This window comes from Micromonospora lacuserhaii (assembly GCF_036902735.1).
In the GTDB taxonomy this organism is placed as follows: Bacteria; Actinomycetota; Actinomycetes; order Mycobacteriales; family Micromonosporaceae; genus Micromonospora.
Genome location: NZ_JBAKHO010000007.1, coordinates 1 through 20,258 on the forward strand (window position 1 = coordinate 1; position 20,258 = coordinate 20,258).

Annotated in this window: 13 protein-coding genes; 10 read left to right on the forward strand and 3 right to left on the reverse strand. The window is 72.9% G+C overall.

The features are described 5' to 3' along the window. From eboE to V6U81_RS06795, 10 genes are all read left to right on the forward strand, one after another. Window positions 1–1,029 (forward strand): metabolite traffic protein EboE (eboE, locus tag V6U81_RS06750; protein WP_334485573.1); only part of this gene is annotated, 1,029 nt, incomplete at its 5' end. Further along, window positions 1,026–2,507 (forward strand): alkaline phosphatase family protein, encoded by a 1,482-nt coding sequence (locus V6U81_RS06755; RefSeq protein WP_334485576.1) that lies wholly within the window; start codon window positions 1,026–1,028, stop codon window positions 2,505–2,507. The genes eboE and V6U81_RS06755, both read left to right, overlap by 4 nt. Then, window positions 2,504–3,571 (forward strand): polyprenyl synthetase family protein, encoded by a 1,068-nt coding sequence (locus V6U81_RS06760; protein ID WP_334485577.1) that lies wholly within the window; start codon window positions 2,504–2,506, stop codon window positions 3,569–3,571. The genes V6U81_RS06755 and V6U81_RS06760 overlap by 4 nt, the downstream gene beginning before the upstream one ends. A 419-nt stretch (window positions 3,572–3,990) precedes the next feature. After that, window positions 3,991–6,849 carry a PQQ-dependent sugar dehydrogenase gene (locus tag V6U81_RS06765; protein WP_334485579.1) on the forward strand — a complete coding sequence of 953 codons (2,859 nt, stop codon included), beginning with the start codon at window positions 3,991–3,993 and terminating at the stop codon, window positions 6,847–6,849. Between the two features lie 62 nt (window positions 6,850–6,911). Continuing rightward, window positions 6,912–9,014 (forward strand): ThuA domain-containing protein, encoded by a 2,103-nt coding sequence (locus tag V6U81_RS06770; RefSeq protein WP_334485581.1) that lies wholly within the window; start codon window positions 6,912–6,914, stop codon window positions 9,012–9,014. 95 nt (window positions 9,015–9,109) lie between these two features. Continuing rightward, window positions 9,110–10,387, forward strand: a complete 1,278-nt coding sequence (locus V6U81_RS06775) for a sensor histidine kinase (RefSeq protein WP_334485583.1) — start codon at window positions 9,110–9,112, stop codon at window positions 10,385–10,387. Next, a complete protein-coding gene (locus V6U81_RS06780) occupies window positions 10,384–11,064 on the forward strand; it encodes a response regulator transcription factor (protein WP_334485585.1) in 681 nt (226 codons plus the stop codon). The genes V6U81_RS06775 and V6U81_RS06780 overlap by 4 nt, the downstream gene beginning before the upstream one ends. Before the next feature lie 100 nt (window positions 11,065–11,164). Continuing rightward, window positions 11,165–12,103 carry an ABC transporter ATP-binding protein gene (locus V6U81_RS06785; RefSeq protein ID WP_334485587.1) on the forward strand — a complete coding sequence of 313 codons (939 nt, stop codon included), beginning with the start codon at window positions 11,165–11,167 and terminating at the stop codon, window positions 12,101–12,103. Further along, window positions 12,100–12,927 carry an ABC transporter permease gene (locus V6U81_RS06790; protein ID WP_334485589.1) on the forward strand — a complete coding sequence of 276 codons (828 nt, stop codon included), beginning with the start codon at window positions 12,100–12,102 and terminating at the stop codon, window positions 12,925–12,927. The genes V6U81_RS06785 and V6U81_RS06790 overlap by 4 nt, the downstream gene beginning before the upstream one ends. 234 nt (window positions 12,928–13,161) lie before the next feature. Then, window positions 13,162–14,172, forward strand: a complete 1,011-nt coding sequence (locus tag V6U81_RS06795; protein ID WP_334485591.1) for a sugar phosphate isomerase/epimerase family protein — start codon at window positions 13,162–13,164, stop codon at window positions 14,170–14,172. 104 nt (window positions 14,173–14,276) lie between these two features. Here the strand turns inward: V6U81_RS06795 and V6U81_RS06800 are convergent, their stop codons facing one another. The 3 genes from V6U81_RS06800 to V6U81_RS06810 all read right to left on the reverse strand — a co-directional run bounded on the left by V6U81_RS06800 (window position 14,277) and on the right by V6U81_RS06810 (window position 20,064). Beyond that, entirely contained in the window at window positions 14,277–15,461 is a 1,185-nt protein-coding gene (locus tag V6U81_RS06800; protein WP_334485593.1) for an ROK family transcriptional regulator, read from the reverse strand. A gap of 108 nt (window positions 15,462–15,569) precedes the next feature. Next, a complete protein-coding gene (locus V6U81_RS06805) occupies window positions 15,570–16,640 on the reverse strand; it encodes a sugar phosphate isomerase/epimerase family protein (protein ID WP_334485595.1) in 1,071 nt (356 codons plus the stop codon). A gap of 88 nt (window positions 16,641–16,728) precedes the next feature. Beyond that, on the reverse strand, window positions 16,729–20,064 hold the full coding sequence (locus V6U81_RS06810; protein WP_334485597.1) for a ThuA domain-containing protein: 3,336 nt from the start codon (window positions 20,062–20,064) through the stop codon (window positions 16,729–16,731). Window positions 20,065–20,258: the final 194 nt, after the last annotated feature.

Consider the following 20,258-nt stretch of genomic DNA (forward strand, 5'->3'; position numbering starts at 1 on the left):
CTACGATCCGACTTCGCCGCCGCGCTCGCCGCCGACCCGGCCGCCCGCCGCCGGCTGCGGGCCGCGCTGGACGGGCGGGGCCTGGAGGTGGTCACCCTCAACGGCTTCCCGTACGCGGCCTTCCAGGCGCCGGTGGTCAAGGGCGCGGTGTACCAACCGGACTGGACCACCGACGCCCGGCTGGACCACACCCTGCATCTGGCCCGGATCCTGGCCGACCTGCTCCCCGACGACGCGGCCCGGGGCTCGGTCTCCACCCTCCCACTGGCCTGGCGCCGGCCCTGGGACGCGGCCCGCGCCGACGCCGCCCGGCATCGGCTGGACCGGCTCGCGGCCGGGCTCGCCGCCGTCGAGCGGGACACCGGCCGGTGCATCCGGGTCGGCTTCGAGCCGGAACCGGGCTGCGTGGTGGAGAGCACCGCGCAGGCCGCCACGCTGCTGGCCGGCGTCGACACCGGACGGCTCGGCGTCTGCCTGGACCTGGCCCACCTCGCCTGCGCCTGGGAGGAGCCGGCCGAGGCGTTGGCCCGGCTGGCCGCCGCCGGCATCCCGGTGGTCAAGGTGCAGGTCTCCGCCGCCCTGGAGGCGGCCGACCCGGTCGGGGCGGCCGACACGTTGGGCCGCTGGGTCGAGCCGCGCTTCCTGCACCAGACCCGGGCCGCCGGCTGCGCGGGGGCGGTGGATCCGGCCGGCCCCGGGTACGCCGCCGACGACCTGGACGCCGCGCTGGCCGGCGGGCTGCCCGGCCCCTGGCGGGTGCACTACCACGTGCCGCTGCACGCCCCACCCGAGCCGCCGCTGACCTCGACCGTGCCGGTGCTGCACGCCGCGCTGGCCGCGCTCTTCGCCGGGCCGGCCGCGGGCTGCGACCACCTCGACGTCGAGACGTACACCTGGGGGGTGCTGCCGGCGGCGCGACGACCGCGCACCGACGCGGAGTTGGCCGCGGGGATCGCCGCGGAGCTGGCTTTCGCCCGCGACGAGCTGGTCGCCCTCGGCCTGACCGAGAGAAGCGAGGTGCCGGCATGAGCAGGCGACTGGTGGTGCTGGACGTGGTCGGGCTGACCCCGCGGCTGCTGGCGCACATGCCCCGGCTGCGCGCGGTCGCCGAGGGCGGGTTCACCGCCGAGCTGGGCACGGTGCTGCCCGCGGTGACCTGCTCGGCGCAGGCGACCCTGCTGACCGGGGAGCCGCCGTCCGGGCACGGGATCGTCGGCAACGGGTGGTACTTCCGCGACCTCGGCGAGGTGCTGCTGTGGCGGCAGCACCATGCGCTGGTCGGTGGGGAGAAGCTCTGGCAGGCAGCCCGCCGGGTCGAGCCGGGCTACACGGTGGCCAACGTCTGCTGGTGGTACGCGATGGGCGCGGACGTCGACTGGACGGTCACCCCGCGCCCGGTCTACCACGCCGACGGGCGGAAGGAACCGGACTGCTGGACGGACCCGCCGGAGCTGCACGACACGCTCACCGCCGCGCTGGGCACCTTCCCGCTCTTCACCTACTGGGGGCCCGGCGCCGGACTGCCGTCGTCGCGGTGGATCTGCCGGGCGGCCGAGCGGATCCTCGCCGACCACGCCCCGGACCTGACCCTGGTCTACGTCCCGCACCTGGACTACGACCTGCAACGCTTCGGCCCGTCCTCGCCCCGGGCCGCCGCCGCGGCGGCCGAGCTGGACGCGGTGCTCGCCCCGCTGCTGGACGCGGCCCGGGCCCGCGACGCCACGGTGGTGGCGCTCTCGGAGTACGGCATCACCGACGTGTCCCGGCCGGTGGACGTCAACCGGCTGCTGCGCGCCGAGGGGCTGCTGCGGGTCTACACCCAGGCCGGGATGGAGTACCTGGACCCGTGGACGTCGCGGGCCTTCGCGGTCGCCGACCACCAGATCGCCCACGTGTACGTCCGCGACCCGGCGGACGTGCCGGCGGTGGCGAAGCTCTGCGCCGGCCTGCCCGGGGTGGCCGAGGTGCTGGACGCCGACGGCAAGGCGGCGGCCGGGCTGGACCATCCGCGTGCCGGCGAGCTGGTGCTGGTGGCCGAGCCCGACGCCTGGTTCACCTACTACTACTGGCTCGACGACGACCTCGCCCCGGACTTCGCCCGGCTCGTGGACATTCACCGGAAGCCGGGTTACGACCCCGCCGAATTGTTCTTCGACCCGGCCGCGCCGGGGGCGGCGAAGCGCCGGGCGGCGGTCGCGCTGGCCCGCAAGAAGCTCGGCATGCGCTACCTGATGAGCGTGGTCGGCCTGGACGCCGCCGCCCGCGCGGTTCGCGGCTCGCACGGCCGGCTCCCCGCCGACCCGGCGGACGCCCCGGTGCTGCTCTGCTCCGATCCGGCCGCCGCCCGGGACCGGCTCGCCGCCACCGAGGTCAAGGCGCTGCTGCTGGAGCTGGCGGGACTCGGCGCCGCGGTCCCGGCCCCGGGCGGTCCCCGGTCGGCCGCGCCGTCGTCCGGACCGCCGCGCGTCGGGGCGGACGGACCCGGTGGCCGGGGGGCGGAGCGGTGACCCTCGCCGCCGCGCCCGCCGACGCCAGTGGGCTGCGGGAGCGGTTCGACGCCGAGTTGGTGGCCTTCCTCGACCGGCAGGGCCCGGACTGGCCGGACGGCGCACCGCGCGGGGTCTTCGCCGCGCTGCACCGGTTCGTGCTGACCGGTGGGAAGCGGCTGCGCCCGCTCTTCTGTTACTGGGGCTGGCGGGGCGCCGGCGGCGCGGACGGCCGGCCGATCGTGGTCGCGGCGGCGGCGCTGGAGCTGTTCCACGCGTTCGCGCTGATCCATGACGACATCCTCGACGGCAGCGACCGCCGGCGGGGGGAACCCTCGGTGCACCGGCTCTTCGCCGACCGGCACGCCCGGTCCGCCTGGCGGGGCGACCCGGAGGCGTACGGGCGGAACACCGCGCTGCTCTGCGGGGACCTCTGCGCCGCCTGGTCGGACCAGATGTTCCACGAATGCGGGCTGAGCACCGCGCAGGTGTGTCGGGGTTACGCGGTCTTCGCCCGGATGCGGACCGAGGTGATCGCGGGGGAGTACCTGGACCTGGTCTCCGGCGTGGGCGACGGCTCGGTGGCCAGCGCGCTGACGGTGATCCGGATGAAGGCGGCCCGGTACACCGTGACCCGCCCGTTGCAGATCGGCGCGGCGCTGGCCGGTGCGGAGCCGGAGCTGGTGTCCGCGCTGGCCGACTTCGGCGATCCGCTGGGGGACGCCTTCCAGCTCCGCGACGACGTGCTGGGCGTCTTCGGCGACCCGGTGGTGACCGGCAAGTCCACCCTGGACGACCTGCGCGAGGGCAAGCCGACGGTGATGATGGCGCTGGCCCGGGCCGGCGCGGACCGGGCCCAGGGCGCCCTGCTGCGCGAGTTGCACGGCAATCCCGCGCTGGACGTCGCCGGCGCGGCGGAGCTGCGCGCGATCATCGAGTCGACGGGGGCCCGGGACGAGATCGAGCGGCTGATCCGGGTGCGCGCCGATGCGGCCCGGGCCGCCCTGGACCGGGTACCGCTGGTGGAGCCGGCGCGGGCCGCGCTGGCCGCCCTGGCCGATCAGGCCGTCGATCGCCGCCGCTGACCGGCGGACCCGGGTTCTCGGGCGTGTCGCCCGCTGGGGCCACATCTCGGGAAGAGCGGTATGACGCAGAGGCATAAATATGCCGCTGCGTCATATCGCTCATGCCGGAATCCGCCGCCGTGCGGCGACACGCCGCGCAACTTTCGGCTGGATGAGCGAAAGTTCGGGTTGCTTGGGCAGAAGGTATGGACAGGGATATCGATTCCCCTTAATGTTCGTGCCATCACGAACATGTTTCGTCGAGGTGAACCGGCGGCGCGGTAACCCATCGACTGGTGACCATCCCGTGGCCCACGCTGCGGCCCGTGGTCACGGCCGGCCGGCACGGCACCCGGCAGGCCTGCCGCACCCCCGTACACGGCACCGGCGCGACGGCGCGCGCCCGCCTGGCAGTCGCTCGTCAGGAAGGGACAGCAAGCATGTCCATCGAGGACACCACACCCCACCGCCCCCGACGATGGTTCACCGCCGTATCCGCACTGCTCCTGGTCGGCGCGGCCGGCACGGTCAACCTGGCGGTCGGCCCCACCGCCCTCGGCGGTCCGGCCCCCGTCGCCGCCCACCCCATCACCGCCAGCGACTTCCAGCAGGTCGAGCTGGCCCGCGGCGTCGCCGAGACCGGCGAGCCGATGTCCCTCGCGGTGCTGCCCGACCGCTCCGTCCTGCACACCGCCCGCAACGGCACGCTGCGCCGCACCGACGCCGCCGGCACCACCACGGTGATCGGCACCCTCTCCGTCTACAACCACGACGAGGAGGGCCTCCAGGGCGTCGGGGTCGACCCGAACTTCGCCGGCAACCGACAGATCTACCTCTACTACGCCCCGCCGCTGGCCACGCCCGGTGGGGACGCGCCCGCCACCGGCACCGACTTCTCCGCCTGGCAGGGCGTCAACCGGCTCTCCCGGTTCACCCTCAACGCAGACTTCACCGTCAACCAGGCCAGCCGGGTCGACGTGCTGGACGTCCCGGCCGACCGGGGCATCTGCTGCCACGTCGGCGGGGACATCGACTTCGACGCCGCCGGCAACCTCTACCTCTCCACCGGCGACGACACCAACCCGTTCGACTCCGCCGGCTACGCGCCGATCGACGAACGGACCAACCGCAACCCGGCGTATGACGCGCAGCGCAGCGCCGCCAACACCAACGACCTGCGGGGCAAGATCCTGCGCATCAAGGTCAACGCCGACGGGTCGTACTCGATCCCCTCGGGCAACCTGTTCCCGGCCGGTACCGCGAAGACCCGCCCGGAGATCTACGCGATGGGCTTCCGCAACCCGTTCCGGATGAGCGTCGACAAGGCCACCGGCATCGTCTACGTCGGCGACTACGGGCCGGACGCCGGCAGCAGCTCCGGCCGCGGGCCCAGCGGCCAGGTCGAGTTCGACCGGGTCACCGCCCCCGGCAACTACGGCTGGCCGTACTGCACCGGCACCAACACCGCCGCCGAGACGTACGCCGAATGGGACTTCGCCGCAGGCACCGCCGGCGCCAAGTTCAACTGCGCCGGCGGCCCCACCAACAACTCGTTCCGCAACACCGGCCAGAGCACCCTGCCGGCGGCGAAGGCCGCCTGGATCCGGTACGGCGGCGACGCCGGCACCCCCACCGAGTTCGGCGGCGGCTCCGAGTCGCCGATGGCCGGCCCGGTCTACCGCTACAACGCCTCGTCGGCCTCCACCACGAAGTTCCCGCAGTCCTTCGACGGGCAGTTCTTCGCCACCGAGTTCGGCCGCGGCTGGATCAAGCCGATCCACCTCAACGCCGACGGCACGCCGGGCACCATCGACGCCTTCCCGTGGACCGGCAAGCAGGTGATGGACTCGGCGTTCGGGCCGGACGGGGCGTACTACGTGCTCGACTACGGCACCGGCTACTTCAACGGCGACGCCAACTCGGCGCTGTACCGCTTCGACTACATCGGCTCCGGCAACCGGGCCCCGATCGCCCGGGCCGGTGCCGACCGGACCTCCGGCGCGGCGCCGTTGACGGTGAACTTCTCCTCGGCCGGGTCGTCGGACCCGGAGGGCGGCGCGCTGACCTATTCGTGGGCGTTCGGTGACGGCACCACCTCGACGGCCGCGAACCCCGCGCACACCTACACCGCGAACGGCAGCTACACCGCCACCCTCACGGTGAAGGACCCGCAGAACGCCACCGGCAACGCCAGCGTGGTGATCACCGTTGGCAACACCGCGCCGACGGTCACCGTGAACGCCCCCGGCAACGGCCAGCTCTTCTCCTACGGCGACACCGTGCCGTTCCGGATCACCGTCACCGACCCGGAGGACGGCACGATCGACTGCGGGCGCGTCAAGATGACCTACGTGCTCGGCCACGACCAGCACGGCCACCAGATCACCTCGGCCGGCGGCTGCACCGGCTCGATCAGCATCCCGGTCGACGGCGAGCACGACGACGCCGCGAACATCTTCGCGATCTTCGACGCCGAGTACACCGACACCGGCGGCCTGACCACGCACACCCAGCACACCCTCCAGCCCCGGCACCGGCAGGCCGAGCACTTCAAGACCTCGTCCGGCATCAACACGTTCGCCAAGACCACCGCCGAGGGCGGCAAGACCGTCGGTGACATCAGCAACGGCGACTGGATCGCGTTCGAGCCGTACCAGCTCGGCAACGTCACCTCGTTCAGCGCCCGGGTCTCCTCGGCCGGGACCGGCGGCACCCTCCAGGTACGGGCCGGCTCGCCCACCGGCACGGTGCTCGGCTCCGCCACCGTCCCGGTCACCGGCGCCTGGGACTCGTTCACCACCGTCACCGGCGCGATCTCCGGCGCCCCGGCCGGCACCACCACGCTCTACCTGACCTTCGCCGGTGGCACCGGGCCGCTCTACGACGTCGACTCGTTCACCTTCACCACGGCCGCCGTGCGTACCGGGCCGATAGTCGGGCTCGCCGGCAAGTGCCTCGACGTGCGGGGCGCGGCCACCGCCGACGGCACCCAGATCCAGCTCTACGCCTGCAACGGCACCGCCGCGCAGAGCTGGACGGTCACCCCGAACTCGACGGTCAGGGCGCTGGGCAAGTGCCTGGACGTCTCCGGCGGCGGCTCCGCCGACGGCACGAAGATCCAGCTCTGGACCTGCAACGGCACCGGGGCGCAGAACTGGTCCGCCCAGGCCGACGGGACGGTACGCAACCCGCAGTCCGGCAAGTGCCTGGACGTCTCCGGCAACAACTCCGCCGACAGCACCCCGGTCCACCTGTGGACCTGCACCGGCGCCGCCAACCAGAAGTGGACCCTGCCGTAACCGAGTGAACGCGCGGGGGCCCGTCGCCCGGGCCCCCGCCCACCCGAGAGGGGAACCCCGACATGCGCAGCATCCTGCGACCCGTTCTCGGCGCGGCCACCGCCGTCCTCGCCGCTGTCGCCTGCACCATCCCCGCCGCCCCGGCGGCCGCCGCCGACGCCCCGTACGACGTGCTGGTCTTCTCCAAGACCGCCGGCTTCCGGCACGACTCCATCGCCGTCGGCACCCAGGCCGTCCGGGACCTCGGCGCCGCCAACAACTTCACCGTCACCGCCACGGAGGACGCCGCCGCGTTCACCACCGGCAACCTCGCCCAGTACGAGGCGGTCGTCTTCCTCAACACCACCGGCGACGTGCTCAACACCACCCAGCAAGCCGCCTTCGAGTCGTACATCGGCTCCGGCGGTGGCTTCGTCGGGGTGCACTCCGCCGCCGACACCGAGTACGACTGGCCGTTCTACGGCAGCCTGGTCGGCGCCTGGTTCGCCTCCCACCCGGCGATCCAGCAGGCCACCGTCAAGGTGGAGGACCGGGCGCACGCCGCGACCGCCCACCTCGGGCCGACCTGGACCCGCACCGACGAGTGGTACAACTACCGCACCAACGCCCGCTCCACCGCGCACGTGCTGGCCACCCTGGACGAGTCGTCGTACACCGGCGGGTCGATGAGCGGTGACCACCCGCACTCCTGGTGCAAGACCTACAGCGGCGGACGGTCCTTCTACACCGGCGGCGGGCACACCCAGGCGTCCTACTCGGAGCCGGCGTTCCGCGCCCACCTGCTCGGCGGCATCCGGTACGCGGCCGGCCGCACGAAGGCCGACTGCCGCCCGGAGACCGGCTACACCAGCCTCTACAACGGCTCCACCACCGGCTGGTCCCAGGCCGGGCCGGGCGGGTTCACCAACGCCGACGCCACCCTGAGCTCGGCCGGCGGCCTCGGTCTCTACTGGTACAGCGCGCGGCAGTTCACCAACTACTCGCTGAAGCTGGACTGGAAACTGGCCGGGGACGACAACTCGGGGGTCTTCATCGGCTTCCCGCCGTCGACCGACCCGTACTCGGCGGTCAACAACGGCTACGAGGTGCAGATCGACGCCACCGACGCGGTCGACCGGACCACCGGCGCCGTCTACACGTTCAAGGCCGCCGACATCGCGGCCCGGGACGCGGCGCTGAACCCGCCGGGGGAGTGGAACACCTACGAGCTGCTGGTCGAGGGGGAACGGCTGCAGGTCTTCCTCAACGGGTCGAAGATCAACGACTTCACCAACACCGACCCGGCCCGCTCCCTGGCCGGCCACATCGGCATCCAGAACCACGGCACCGGTGACGACGTCTCGTTCCGCAACATCCGGATCAAGGAACTGGGCGGCACGCCGACCGGGAACACCACCGTCCAGGCCGAGGCGTACAGCGCGGCGAGCGGGGTCACCCCGTTCACCAAGACCGGCGCCAACGGCGGGCAGACCCTCGGCTACATCGACCCGGGCGACTGGTCGGCGTACCAGGGGCAGGACCTGACCGGAGTGACCTCGTTCCAGGCCCGGGTGGTCTCCGGCGGGCCGGGCGGCACCATCCAGGTCCGGACCGGCTCGACCACCGGCGCCGTCCTCGGCTCGGTCGCGGTGCCCAACACCGGCAGCTGGACCACCTTCGCCACCGTCAGCACCGCGCTGAGCGGGGTGCCCGCCGGCAGCCAGACCCTCTACCTGACCTACACCGGCACCGGTACGGGCCTGTTCGACGTGGACGACTTCACCCTCGTCCGCGGCGGGGCCGGCGGGACCGGCCCGATCAAGGGCCTGGCCGGCAAGTGCCTCGACGTGCGCGGCAGCGGCACCGCCGACGGCACCCAGATCCAGCTCTACACCTGCAACGGCACCGCCGCGCAGACCTGGACCGTGACGCCGAACAGCACGATCAGGGCGCTCGGCAAGTGCCTGGACGTCTCCGGCGGCGGCTCCGCCGACGGCACGAAGATTCAGCTCTGGACCTGCAACGGCACCGGGGCGCAGAACTGGTCCGCCCAGGCGGACGGGACGCTGCGCAACCCGCAGTCCGGCAAGTGCCTGGACGTGGCCGGCAACAACTCCGCCGACAGCACCCCGGTCCAGCTCTGGACGTGCACCGCCGCGACCAACCAGAAGTGGACCCTGCCCTGACCGGCTGATCCGGCGCGGCCACCCGGCGGCGACACCGGTGCGTGATCCTCGGACGCGCCCGGTCCGCCGCCGGGCGGCTGCCGTACCTTGACCGCATGGGACCCCTCGCGGAGTGGCGCCGGGTCGCGCGGGAGCACCCCACGGTCGCCGACGCGCTGCTGGCCGCCGCCCTCCTCGCGGTCAGCCTGCTGCCGGTCAACCCGCCCGGCGGCCCGCCCCGCGCCCCGCTCACCGTCGGGGCCGTGCTGCTCGCCGTGCTGGGCTGCGCGGGGCTGGTGCTCCGCCGCCGGTACCCGCTGCCGGTCCTCGTCCTGGCCACGGTCACCGTGATCGCCGCACAGCTCACCGGCCTCGCCCGGGGGCCCTTCGTGATCATCGTGGCGATCGCCGCGTACACCGTCGCCACCCGCACCGACCGGCGGACCGCCGCCGTCGCCGGCGCGGTGAGCGCCCTCGCGGTCGCCGTGGCCGCCGTGGCCACCCTCGGCGTCGGAGTGCTCGACCCGGCCGTGGTGGTGCTGCTGCTCTGGTTCGGCGTCGCGGTCGCCTTCGGCGACGCGGTACGCAGCCGGCGGGCCTACGTGGCCGTGCTGGAGGAGCGGGCCCGCCGGGCCGAGCAGACCCGCGAGGAGGAGGCGCTGCGCCGGGTCGCCGAGGAGCGGCTGCGCATCGCCCGGGAACTGCACGACGTGGTGGCGCATCACATCGCCTTGATCAACGTGCAGGCCGGGGTGGCCGGGCACCTGCTGCGCGGGCAACCGGAGGCGGCCGAGGAGGCGCTGGGGCACGTCCGCGCGGCGAGCCGGACCACCCTGGAGGAACTCGCCACCCTGCTCGGGGTGCTGCGCGGCGCCGGGGAAAGCGACGCCCCCACCGAGCCGGCACCCAGCCTGAACCGGCTGGACGCCCTAGTGGAGGGCTTCAGCGCCGGGCAGCCGGTGCGCTGGACCGTCGCCGGTCAGCCCCGCCCGCTGCCCACCGCGGTCGACGTCGCGGCGTACCGGATCATCCAGGAGTCGCTGACCAACGCGCACAAGCACGCGCCGGGGGCGGCCGTCGCCGTCCGCCTGCGCTACGACGCCGACGGCGTCACCATCGAGGTACGCGACGACGGCCCGCCCCGGCCGGACGCCGCCGTCCCGCCCGACCGGGCCGTTGCCGCCGGCACTCCCACGCCCGCGGCCGACCGGCCCGGGGCCACCAGCCCCGGCGCGGTCGCACCGGACCGGGGCGCCGGGGCGGGGGGCGGGCTGGGGCTGGTCGGCATGCGCGAGCGCGCCGAGACCGTCGGCGGCGCCTTCTCCGCCGGCCCCCGCACCGGCGGCGGCTGGCTGGTCCGGGCGGAGCTGCCCGCACCCGAGGAGGCCCCATGACCATCCGGGTGCTGCTGGCCGACGACCAGAAGCTGCTGCGGGCCGGCTTCCGGGTGCTCATCGACTCCGCGCCCGACCTCACCGTGGTCGGCGAGGCGGCCACCGGTCGGGAGGCCGTCGACCGGGCCCGCAGCACCCGCGCCGACGTCGTGCTGATGGACATCCGGATGCCGGAGATGGACGGCCTCGCCGCCACCGCCGAGATCACCGCCGACGAGGACCTGGCCGGCGTACGGGTGCTGATCCTGACCACCTTCGAGATGGACGAGTACGTCTTCCAGGCGCTGCGCGCGGGGGCCAGCGGCTTCCTCGGCAAGGGGGTCGAGCCGGCCGAGCTGCTCGACGCGATCCGTACCGTCGCGGCCGGCGAGGCACTGCTGTCCCCGAAGGCCACCCGTGGGCTGATCGCCCGGTTCCTGGCCCAGCCCGAACCGGACCCGAAGGCGACTCCGGAGCAGCTGCGGGTGCTCACCGACCGGGAGCGGGAGGTGCTCACCCTGGTCGCCGGCGGGCTGTCCAACGAGCAGATCGCCGAGCGCCTGGTGGTCTCCCCATTGACCGCGAAGACCCACGTCAACCGGGCGATGATGAAGCTCGGCGCACGGGACCGGGCGCAGCTCGTCGTGGTCGCGTACCAGAGCGGGCTGGTCCGGGCGGGGGAGCCGCCGGCACCCTGACCGCGGTAGTCGGGGCCGCCCGCTACCGCGGCTGCGGTACGCGCAGGTGTCCGCGGCTGGCCGACGCGGCGGCCCGGGTACGCGGGCGATCGTTGGCCGCATGATTGACGTGGCCAACCTCAGCAAGCGCTACGGCGACAAGCTCGCCGTCGACGACCTGACCTTCCAGGTGAAGCCGGGGATCGTCACCGGCTTCCTCGGCCCCAACGGCGCCGGCAAGTCCACCACCATGCGGATGATCCTCGGCCTGGACGCCCCGACCTCCGGCACGGTGACCGTCAACGGCCGCCGGTACGCCGAGCACCGGGCCCCGCTGCGCGAGATCGGCGCGCTGCTGGAGGCGAAGGCCGTGCACACCGGCCGCTCCGCCCGCAACCACCTGCTCGCCATGGCGGCCACCACCGGCATCGGTCGCCGGCGGGTCGACGAGGTGATCGACCTGGTCGGCCTGCACGAGGTGGCCGGCAAGCGGGCCGGCGGCTTCTCCCTCGGCATGGGCCAGCGGCTCGGCATCGCCGCCGCGCTGCTCGGGGACCCGAAGGTGGTGATGCTCGACGAGCCGGTCAACGGCCTCGACCCGGACGGCATCCGGTGGATCCGCGGGCTGCTCAGGGGGCTCGCCGCCGAGGGGCGGACGGTCTTCGTCTCGTCGCACCTGATGAGCGAGATGGCGCAGACCGCCGAGCACCTGATCGTGGTCGGCAAGGGCCGGCTGATCGCCGACGTCTCGCTGGCCGAGTTCACCCGGCAGGCGTCCCGGACCACCGTCCGGGTCCGCTCCCCGCAGGCCGCCACGCTGCGCGACCTGCTGGTCGGGCCGGACGTCACGGTGACCAGCGGCGAGCCGGGCCTGCTGGAGGTGACCGGGCTGACCCGGGAGCAGATCGGCGACCGGGCCGCCGACGCTGGTCTCACCCTGCACGAGCTCGCCGCCACCGAGGCCTCCCTGGAGGAGGCATTCATGACCATGACCCGCGACGCCGTCGAGTACCACGGCGACACCGCCCAGCCCGTCCCCGCCGGAAGGAGCGCCCGATGACCACCGCCACGCTCGCCCCCGCCACCGTCCCCGCCGACGCGAAGGTCACCTGGTGGCGGGTGGTCCGCTCGGAGTGGATCAAGTTCCGCTCGCGGCGCTCGTCCCTGATCATGCTGGCTGCCGTCGTGCTCGTCTTCGCCGGCCTGGGCCTCGGCTTCTCGGCGTTCCTCTCCGACACCACCATCGAGCCCGGTTCCCCGGCCCCGCCCGGCGGGCCGTCCTCGCTGGACCCGCTCGGTGCCAGCCTCGGCGGGGTGAACCTCGCCCAACTGCTCATCGGCACGCTCGGCGTGCTGTTGGTGGCCGGCGAGTACTCCACCGGCATGATCCGCTCCTCGCTGGCCGCCGTGCCGAGGCGCTGGCCGGTGCTGGCCGGCAAGGTCACCGTGCTGACCGGCGTCTCCCTCGCGCTGCTGGTGCCGACGGTGCTGCTCACCTTCCTCGGCGGGCAGGCCATCCTGGCCGACAAGGGCATCTCGCTGGCCGACGACGGGGTGCTGCGCGCGGTGCTCGGCACGGCGTTCTACCTGGCCGGGGTGGGGGTGCTCGGGATGGCCCTGGGTGCCCTGCTGCGCAACACCGCCGGGGCGCTGACCAGCGTGGTGGCGCTGCTGCTGGTGATCCCCGGGCTCACCTCGCTGCTGCCGGAGAGCTGGTCGGACGCGATCTCGCCGTACCTGCCGTCGAACGCCGGCCAGGCGTTCATGTCGATCTCGTCCAGCCCGGACCTGCTCTCCCCGGGCGCGGGGCTGGCCGTCTTCGTGGGCTGGCTGGTGGTGCTGGTCGGCGCCGCCGCCGTCCTGCTCCGGAGGCGCGACGCCTGACCCGGTACGCCGGCCGGGCCGGGGCCGGTGCGGACCCTTCCGCGCCGGTCCCGGCGGCCCTAGAGTGAGGGCGGCGACCCACGCGGTGGCCGGTGACCCGACGGGAGGCGCAACCCGTCGGGCCCAGGTGCGCCCGCGCACCCACCGGTGATCCGTGCTGGCCGCCGCGTACCGGCCCGGCTCCCTCGCCCCGGTCCCGCTCAGGAATCCCCATCACGACAGGGGAGACAGACGATGGCGCGACCGATCACGCTCTTCACCGGCCAGTGGGCCGATCTGCCGTTCGACGAGGTCTGCCGGCTCGCCTCCGAGTGGGGCTACGACGGGCTGGAGATCGCCTGCTGGGGCGACCACTTCGAGGTCGACAGGGCGCTCGCCGACGACTCGTACGTCGACCGGAAGCGGGAGACCCTCGCCAAGCACCACCTGAAGGTCTTCGCCATCTCCAACCACCTGGTCGGCCAGGCCGTCTGCGACCACCCGATCGACGAGCGGCACCGGGACATCCTGCCGGCCCGGATCTGGGGCGACGGCGAGCCCGAGGGGGTCCGCCGGCGAGCCGCCGAGGAGATGAAGGACACCGCCCGGGCGGCGGCGAAGCTCGGCGTGGACACGGTGGTCGGCTTCACCGGCTCGTCGATCTGGCACACCCTGGCCATGTTCCCGCCGGTGCCGCCGGCGATGATCGAGCGGGGCTACCAGGACTTCGCCGACCGGTGGAACCCGATCCTCGACGTCTTCGACTCCGTCGGGGTGCGGTTCGCGCACGAGGTGCACCCCAGCGAGATCGCGTACGACTACTGGACCACGAAGCGGGCCCTGGAGGCGATCGGGCACCGGCCGGCGTTCGGGCTGAACTGGGACCCGTCGCACTTCGTCTGGCAGGAGCTGGACCCGGTGAACTTCATCCTCGACTTCGCCGACCGGATCTACCACGTCGACTGCAAGGACGCGAAGGTGCGCACCGGCGACGGGCGGCGCGGCCGGCTCTCCTCCCACCTGCCCTGGGCGGACCTGCGCCGCGGCTGGGACTTCGTCTCCACCGGGCACGGCGACGTGCCGTGGGAGGACTGCTTCCGGGCCTTGAACGCGATCGGGTACGCCGGGCCGATCTCCGTCGAGTGGGAGGACGCCGGGATGGACCGGCTGGTCGGCGCGCCGGAGGCGCTGGAGTTCGTCCGCCGGCTCGCCTTCGACGCCCCGGCGGCGGCGTTCGACGCGGCGTTCAGCAGCGGCCGGGACTGATCCCCGGGGCGTTCCCGGGGCCGACCCGGCCCCGGGAACGCCGTGCTGAGGCACCCCGGTGCGCCGACGGTCCGGATGTTGCGACGTCGCCGGCCGGCAGGTGATCAGCAGGCCGCGAAGACGTGCTCGCTGATCATGCGGGCGGCACCCACCAGGGTGGCCCGGTCGTCCAGGTCGGACAGGACGATCGGCATGCTGCCGGTGGCGAGCGGGGTCGAGCGCCGGTAGACCACCGCGCGGATCTCGGCGAGCATGACGGGACCGATACCGGGGGTCGCACCGCCAATGATCACGATGGCCGGGTTGAAGAAGCTGACCAGACCCACCAGGACCTGCCCCAGCCGGCGGGCGCTGTCGCGGACCAGGGCCTGGGCGGTGGCATCCCCGGCGGTCGCCGCCCGGGCGACGTCGGCCATGGTCAGCGTCCCCGCCTCGCTCAGCCGGTCGCCCAGCGCCCCGGACCGGCCGGCGTGCGCGGCGGCCAGCGCCTCCCGGATCAGGGCGGCGTCCCCGCAGTACGCCTCCACGCAGCCGGTGTTGCCGCAGCCGCAGAGCGGGCCGTCCTCGGTCAGCCGCAGGTGCCCGATGTCGCCGGCCCCGCTGGTGGCGCCCCGGTAGAGCGCGCCGCCGAGCATCAGCCCGCACCCGATGGCGTCGCCGAGCTTGACGTAGAGGAAGTCGTCGAATGGCCGACCGGTCCCGGCGTGCCGTTCGCCGAGCGCCATGGCGTTGGCGTCGTTGTCGACCTGCACCGGGCAGCCCAGCTCGGCGGCGATCGCGTCCCGGACCGGGAAGTGGTGCCAGCCCGGCATGGCCGGCGAGGAGACCGCGGTCCCCTCGCGGACCGCGACCGGCGCCGGCAGGGCGACGCCCACCCCGGTCAGCCGGGACACCCCGGCCTCGGCGCGGAGCTTGCCGAGCAGCTCGACGGCGCGGCCGACCACCTCCTCCGGCCCGCTCCGGACGTCGACCGGCTCGCCGAGCCGGGAGAGCACGGTCAGCTCGCCGTCGGTCAGCGCCACCTCGAGCCGCCCGGTGCCGACGGCCACCGCGCCGAAGCGGACCTGCCCGGCGACCCGGAGCAGCGAGGAGCGGCGGCCGCCCCGGGACGCGGCCGGTCCCGCGGGCTCCACCAGGCCCTGGGCGGTCAGCCGGTCCACCTCGGCGGCGAACCGGGCCCGGGTGAGGCCGAGGACGTCCGCCAGCTCGACCCGGGAGCGGGGGCCGTCGTCGCGTAGCAGCCGGAGCAGCCGCGCCTGGTCCGGGTTCTCCGGTCCGACGAGCGTCATGCGATCACCTCCATCCGGAATCTGCCACATCGGCGTCACCGCCGTGTGACGGGAGGGGCCGCACCCGGTTTCCCGGGTGCGGCCCCTGTGTTGCTCCGGTCGGGTCGGTCAGCCCCGCAGACCCGACATGTGCTGGTAGCTGATCTCCGCGTAGCGCAGTGAGCGACCGGGGTCGGCGGTGCCGCCGGGCGCGGTGTCCTGCTCCCACATCGGGTTGTGGTAGCCCTTCGCGCCCATGTTGGCGAAGAAGGTGCCGTAGTCGATGTCGCCCTGGCCGAGCGGCACCATGTCGTACCCGTTGGTGGTGTTGGTGTTGATCTTGCCGTCCTTGGCGTGGAACAGCGGGAACCGGATTGGCTGGGCGGCGACCACGGCCAGCGGGTCGAAGACGCTGGTCTGGGTCACCCCGTCCGGGTCGGTGTAGCTGCGGAAGCGGTACTGCGCCACGTGCGCCCAGTAGATGTCCATCTCGAACCAGACCCACTCCGGGTTGGTCCGCGCGATGAAGTACTCCAGCTTGCGGACCCCGGAGGACCGGGTCGGCCGGCCCAGCGCGTCCAGCGGCCCGCTGTCCAGCAGGAAGTTGTACGCCGCGTCGTGGTTGTGGGTGTAGAGCTTCAGTCCGCGGGCGGCGGCCATCTCGCCGAACGTGTTCCACCGGTCGGCGGCGGCGTCCCAGTCGGCCTTGTAGTTGCTGCCGGTCGGGTCGTTGCCGGTACCGATGTGGGTCATGCCGAGGATCTCGGCGGTGTCCAGCGTCCGCTCGAACGCGGCGATGGTGTCCGGGGTGACGGTGCTCGGGACCGAGGCGTGCGAGCCGTTCGCCCGCAGCCCGTTGTCGTCCAGGATCTTGCGGATCTCCTCGGGGGTGATCTGCCGGCCGAGGATCCCGGTGTTCTGGGTGTATCCGGCGAACTCGACCTCCTTGTAGCCGATCTCGGCGAGCCGGCCGAGCACCCGCTCGAAGCCGTACGGCACTCCCGAGGCGTCTGGCGCGGCGCCGATCCGGTCGCGGACGCTGTACAGGATGATGCCGCGCTTGCCGGTGGGGACGAGCAGGCCGTTGCCCTCCGCGGCGGCGGAGGAGGCCCAACCTGCGGCGCCGACGGCGACCGCGCCGGCGGCCCCGGCAACGGTGCCGAGCATCCGGCGGCGGCTCATTCCGTGCTGTGTGTTCATCTGGTGGCTGCCCTTCCGTGCTGACTGGTGATGGACGGTGGTCCGGGGGCGCGGGTGGGGCCACCGGCGGTGGCCCCACCCGGGGTCGTCATGGGGTGACGCCGATGCCCTGACCGGTGAACTCGACCCAGTTGAGGTTGCCGAAACCGCTGGTCGGGCCGCCGGGAACGGTGGTGAAGACCAGGTAGAGCCGGTGCGTGCCGCCCGGGTCGGTGAACGGCACGGTGGTGCTGGTGAAGGCGTTGTTGCCGCTGGTGGCGTTGACCGTGGCGGTGGTCAGCAGCGGGCCGGTGGGGGAGTCGAGCCGGAACTGGACGCCGAACCGGGGCTGCCCGGCGGTGGCGGCGCTGCCACCGGAGGTACGCAGCGTCACCGACTGCATGTTCGTCAGGTTCACGGTGTTGTTGATCGCGATCCAGTCGCCGTTGTCGAGGCTGCCACGCTGCTGCCCGCCCCCGGTGTCGGCGCTGGTGCCGACCGTGGTGCCGGACTCGTCGCCGGCGAACTCGACCTCCTGGCGCTTGGCCTGGACGATCTGCTGGTCCACCGTGGTCAGCGCCGGCTGCCCGTTCGCCCCGCCGTCGGTGTACGACGCGCTGACCACGCCGTAGATGTAGCCGCCGTGTGAGGCGTCGTCCGGCTCGGTGGGCAGCACCCCGGAGCAGCCGAACTGGTTGGTCTCGCCGTGGCCGTGCTGGTCGTGGCCGAGGACGAAGGTGACCTCGACCTTGGCGCAGTCGACCGGCCCGTCCTCCGGGTCGGTGACGGTCACCGACCAGGGGATGTCGTCGCCCCAGCTGAAGAAGCCGCCCTCGAGCGGGGTGTTGACGGTCACGGTCGGCGCGGTGTTGCCGACCGTGATGGTGGTGTTCGCCGACGCCGTCTTGCCGCTGGAGTCGGTCACCGTCAGCCGGGCGGTGTAGACGCCGTTGGTGGTGTAGGTGTGCGACGGGTTCGGGTCGATCGAGTCGGTGGTGCCGTTACCGTCGAAGTCCCAGGCGAACGAGACCGAGTCGGCCGGGTCCGGGTCCTTCGACCCCTCGCTGGAGAAGGCGACGGTCAGCGGCGCGATCCCGTTGGTCGGGGTGGCCGTCAGTACGGCGTTCGGCGCCCGCAGGCCCTTGACGTAGCTGAACTTCACCATCGCCGCGTCCGGATTGACGGCGAAGAACCCGTCGCCGTACGTCAGCAGGTAGAAGTTGCCGTCCGCGCCCCAGCGCATGTCCATCGGGTTGTCGCAGAGGAACGGCTTGGCCGGGGTGGTGGGCGCCTGACCGCAGTTCAGCACATTGTTGATCTTCAGGATGTCACCCTTGTCGTCCAGCCGGACCTCCTTGAGGGTGTCCCGGGTGAACTCGCCGAAGAAGATCGCGTCGTCGTAGTACTCGGGGAACTTCGTCTCCGACCTCAGCTCCGGGTCGAAGTCGTACTTCGCCGCGCCGTGCGGGCCGACACCGCCCGTGCCGAGCTCCGGGAAGAGCACCGGACAGGTCTGCGTCGGCGTCGACAGGTACGACTCCGGGCACGGGGTCGGCGCCTGGAACGAGTACCACAGCTCGGACTTCTCCACCGCCGGCAGGTCCGTGAGGCCCGTGTTGTGCCGGGAGGTGTTCTTCGGCGCCGCGCAGTCGAAGGGCGCGATCGGCGAGATCGGGCTGGTGGTCCAGTTCATCTCGATGTACGGCAGGTTCGGCTGCACGCACATCGGCCAGCCGTAGTTCGCCGGCTTGTCGACCACCATCATCCGGCCGGTGCCCGCCGGCCCACGGCCGACCGCGGCGGTCGAGGAGTCGGGGGAGTAGTCGGTGATGTAGGCGACGTCGTTCTTGTCGAGGGTGATCCGGAACGGGTTCCGGAAGCCCATCGCGTAGATCTCCGGGCGGGTCTTTCCGGTGCCGGCCGGGAAGAGGTTGCCCGACGGCACGGTGTACGAGCCGTCCGCCCCCACCGCGATCCGCAGGATCTTGCCGCGCAGGTCGTTGGTGTTGGCCGCGCTGCGTCGGGCATCCACGAAGGGCGCCTGGTAGACGCCGGTGGCACTGACCGAGTCGTTGTGCGGCGAGAAGCCGCCGGAGCCGCCGCCGCCGGCCGGGGTGTCGTCCCCGGTGACCAACCAGAGGTTGTTCTTCGAGTCGAACGCGATGTCACCGGCCACGTGGCAGCAGGCGCCCCGGTCCACCGGCACCTGGAGGATCTTCTGCTCCGTGCTCACATCGAGCGACGGGGTCTCCCCGTCGACGAACTTGAACCGGGAGAGCTGGAAGTAACCCTTCCACTGGTCCCAGGCCGTCGGGTCGGTGCTGGTGGTCGGCGCGCCTCCGGCCGGGGTGTCCAACGGGGGCGCGTAGTAGAGGTAGACCCACTTGTTGTTGGCGAAGTCGTTGTCGATCGCCGGGCCGTACATCCCGTCCTCGCTGTGGGTGTAGACCGGGATCTGGGCCAGCACGGTGGTCGCGTTGCTCTCCGGGTCGTGCAGGCGTACGCCGCCGCGCCGGTCGGTCTGGATCACCCGGCCGTCGGGGAGCACGTCGAAGCCGATCGGCTCGTTGACGTTGGGCTGCGCCCCGATCACCGTCATCTGGTAGTTGGCCAGCACGGTCGCGCCGCAGTCGCCGTCGGTCACCCCGGCCGCCCACTGGATCGCCCCGCCCAGGTGGGCACGCAGGTCGGTGCTGCCGTAGCTCTCCGGGGTCGCGCCGAGTCCGGTGTAGAAGGACCGGCCGCCCTGGTAGTCCTTGCACCAGGTCACCGGGTGGTCGAAGCCCATGGTGCCGCCGGGGTACGTCTTCTCGTCCACGGTGGCCAGCACGTGCGAGACGCCCCGGACGTTGGCCGCGAAGTTGTACCAGCGGTCGGTGGTGCTCCAGCGCTGCGGCAGTGTCTCGGAGGCGGGGTGGACCCGGTCCGCGACGGTGACCGTCGCCCGGCTCACCGCGGAGGCGGTGGTGGCCCGGGTACCGAGCACGTTGGTCAGGAAGGACCACTCCGGCTCGGCCTCGATCGCGGAGTGGACGCCGACGAAGCCGCCGCCGTCGCGGTAGTACTGCTCGAAGGCGGCCTGCTGGGTGTCGGTCAGCACGTCGCCGGCGGTGTTCAGGAAGACCACCGCGCGGAACTGCTTCAGGTGCGATTCGTCGAACTTGCGGGCGTCGTCGGTGACCTCGACGGTGAAGCGCCGGTCGCGTCCGAGTTGCTGGATGGCCTGCACGCCGGCGGTGGTGGCGGCGGGGTTGGCCCCGGTGGCCGACCGGGTGAAGACGAGCACCTTGTACTCGATGCCGTTGCTGACGGCCGCCGGTGCGGCCGGTACCGGCGCGGCCTGCGCCGGGGTCGGCTGCCGCGCCGTCGTCGCGACGAGCGTCGCGCCGACGAGGGCGAGCAGGCTGAGATGGGTGACGGCCCTGCGGCCGAATGGTCTGCGCATCGAACCTCGCTCTGGTCGGGCGGGTCCGCCTCAGCCGGGACGAGGCTGAGGAGGTCGCTGTGAGGTGACGAGAGCCTGGCCAGGTTCTACGCAGGACGATATTTGCGGATGAGAAGAAAGAGAAGAGGTTGGAGGCAAAAGTTTTCGATGAACCGCTCGAACTTTTGCTCTAGAACAGCAAAAGTCCGGGATGG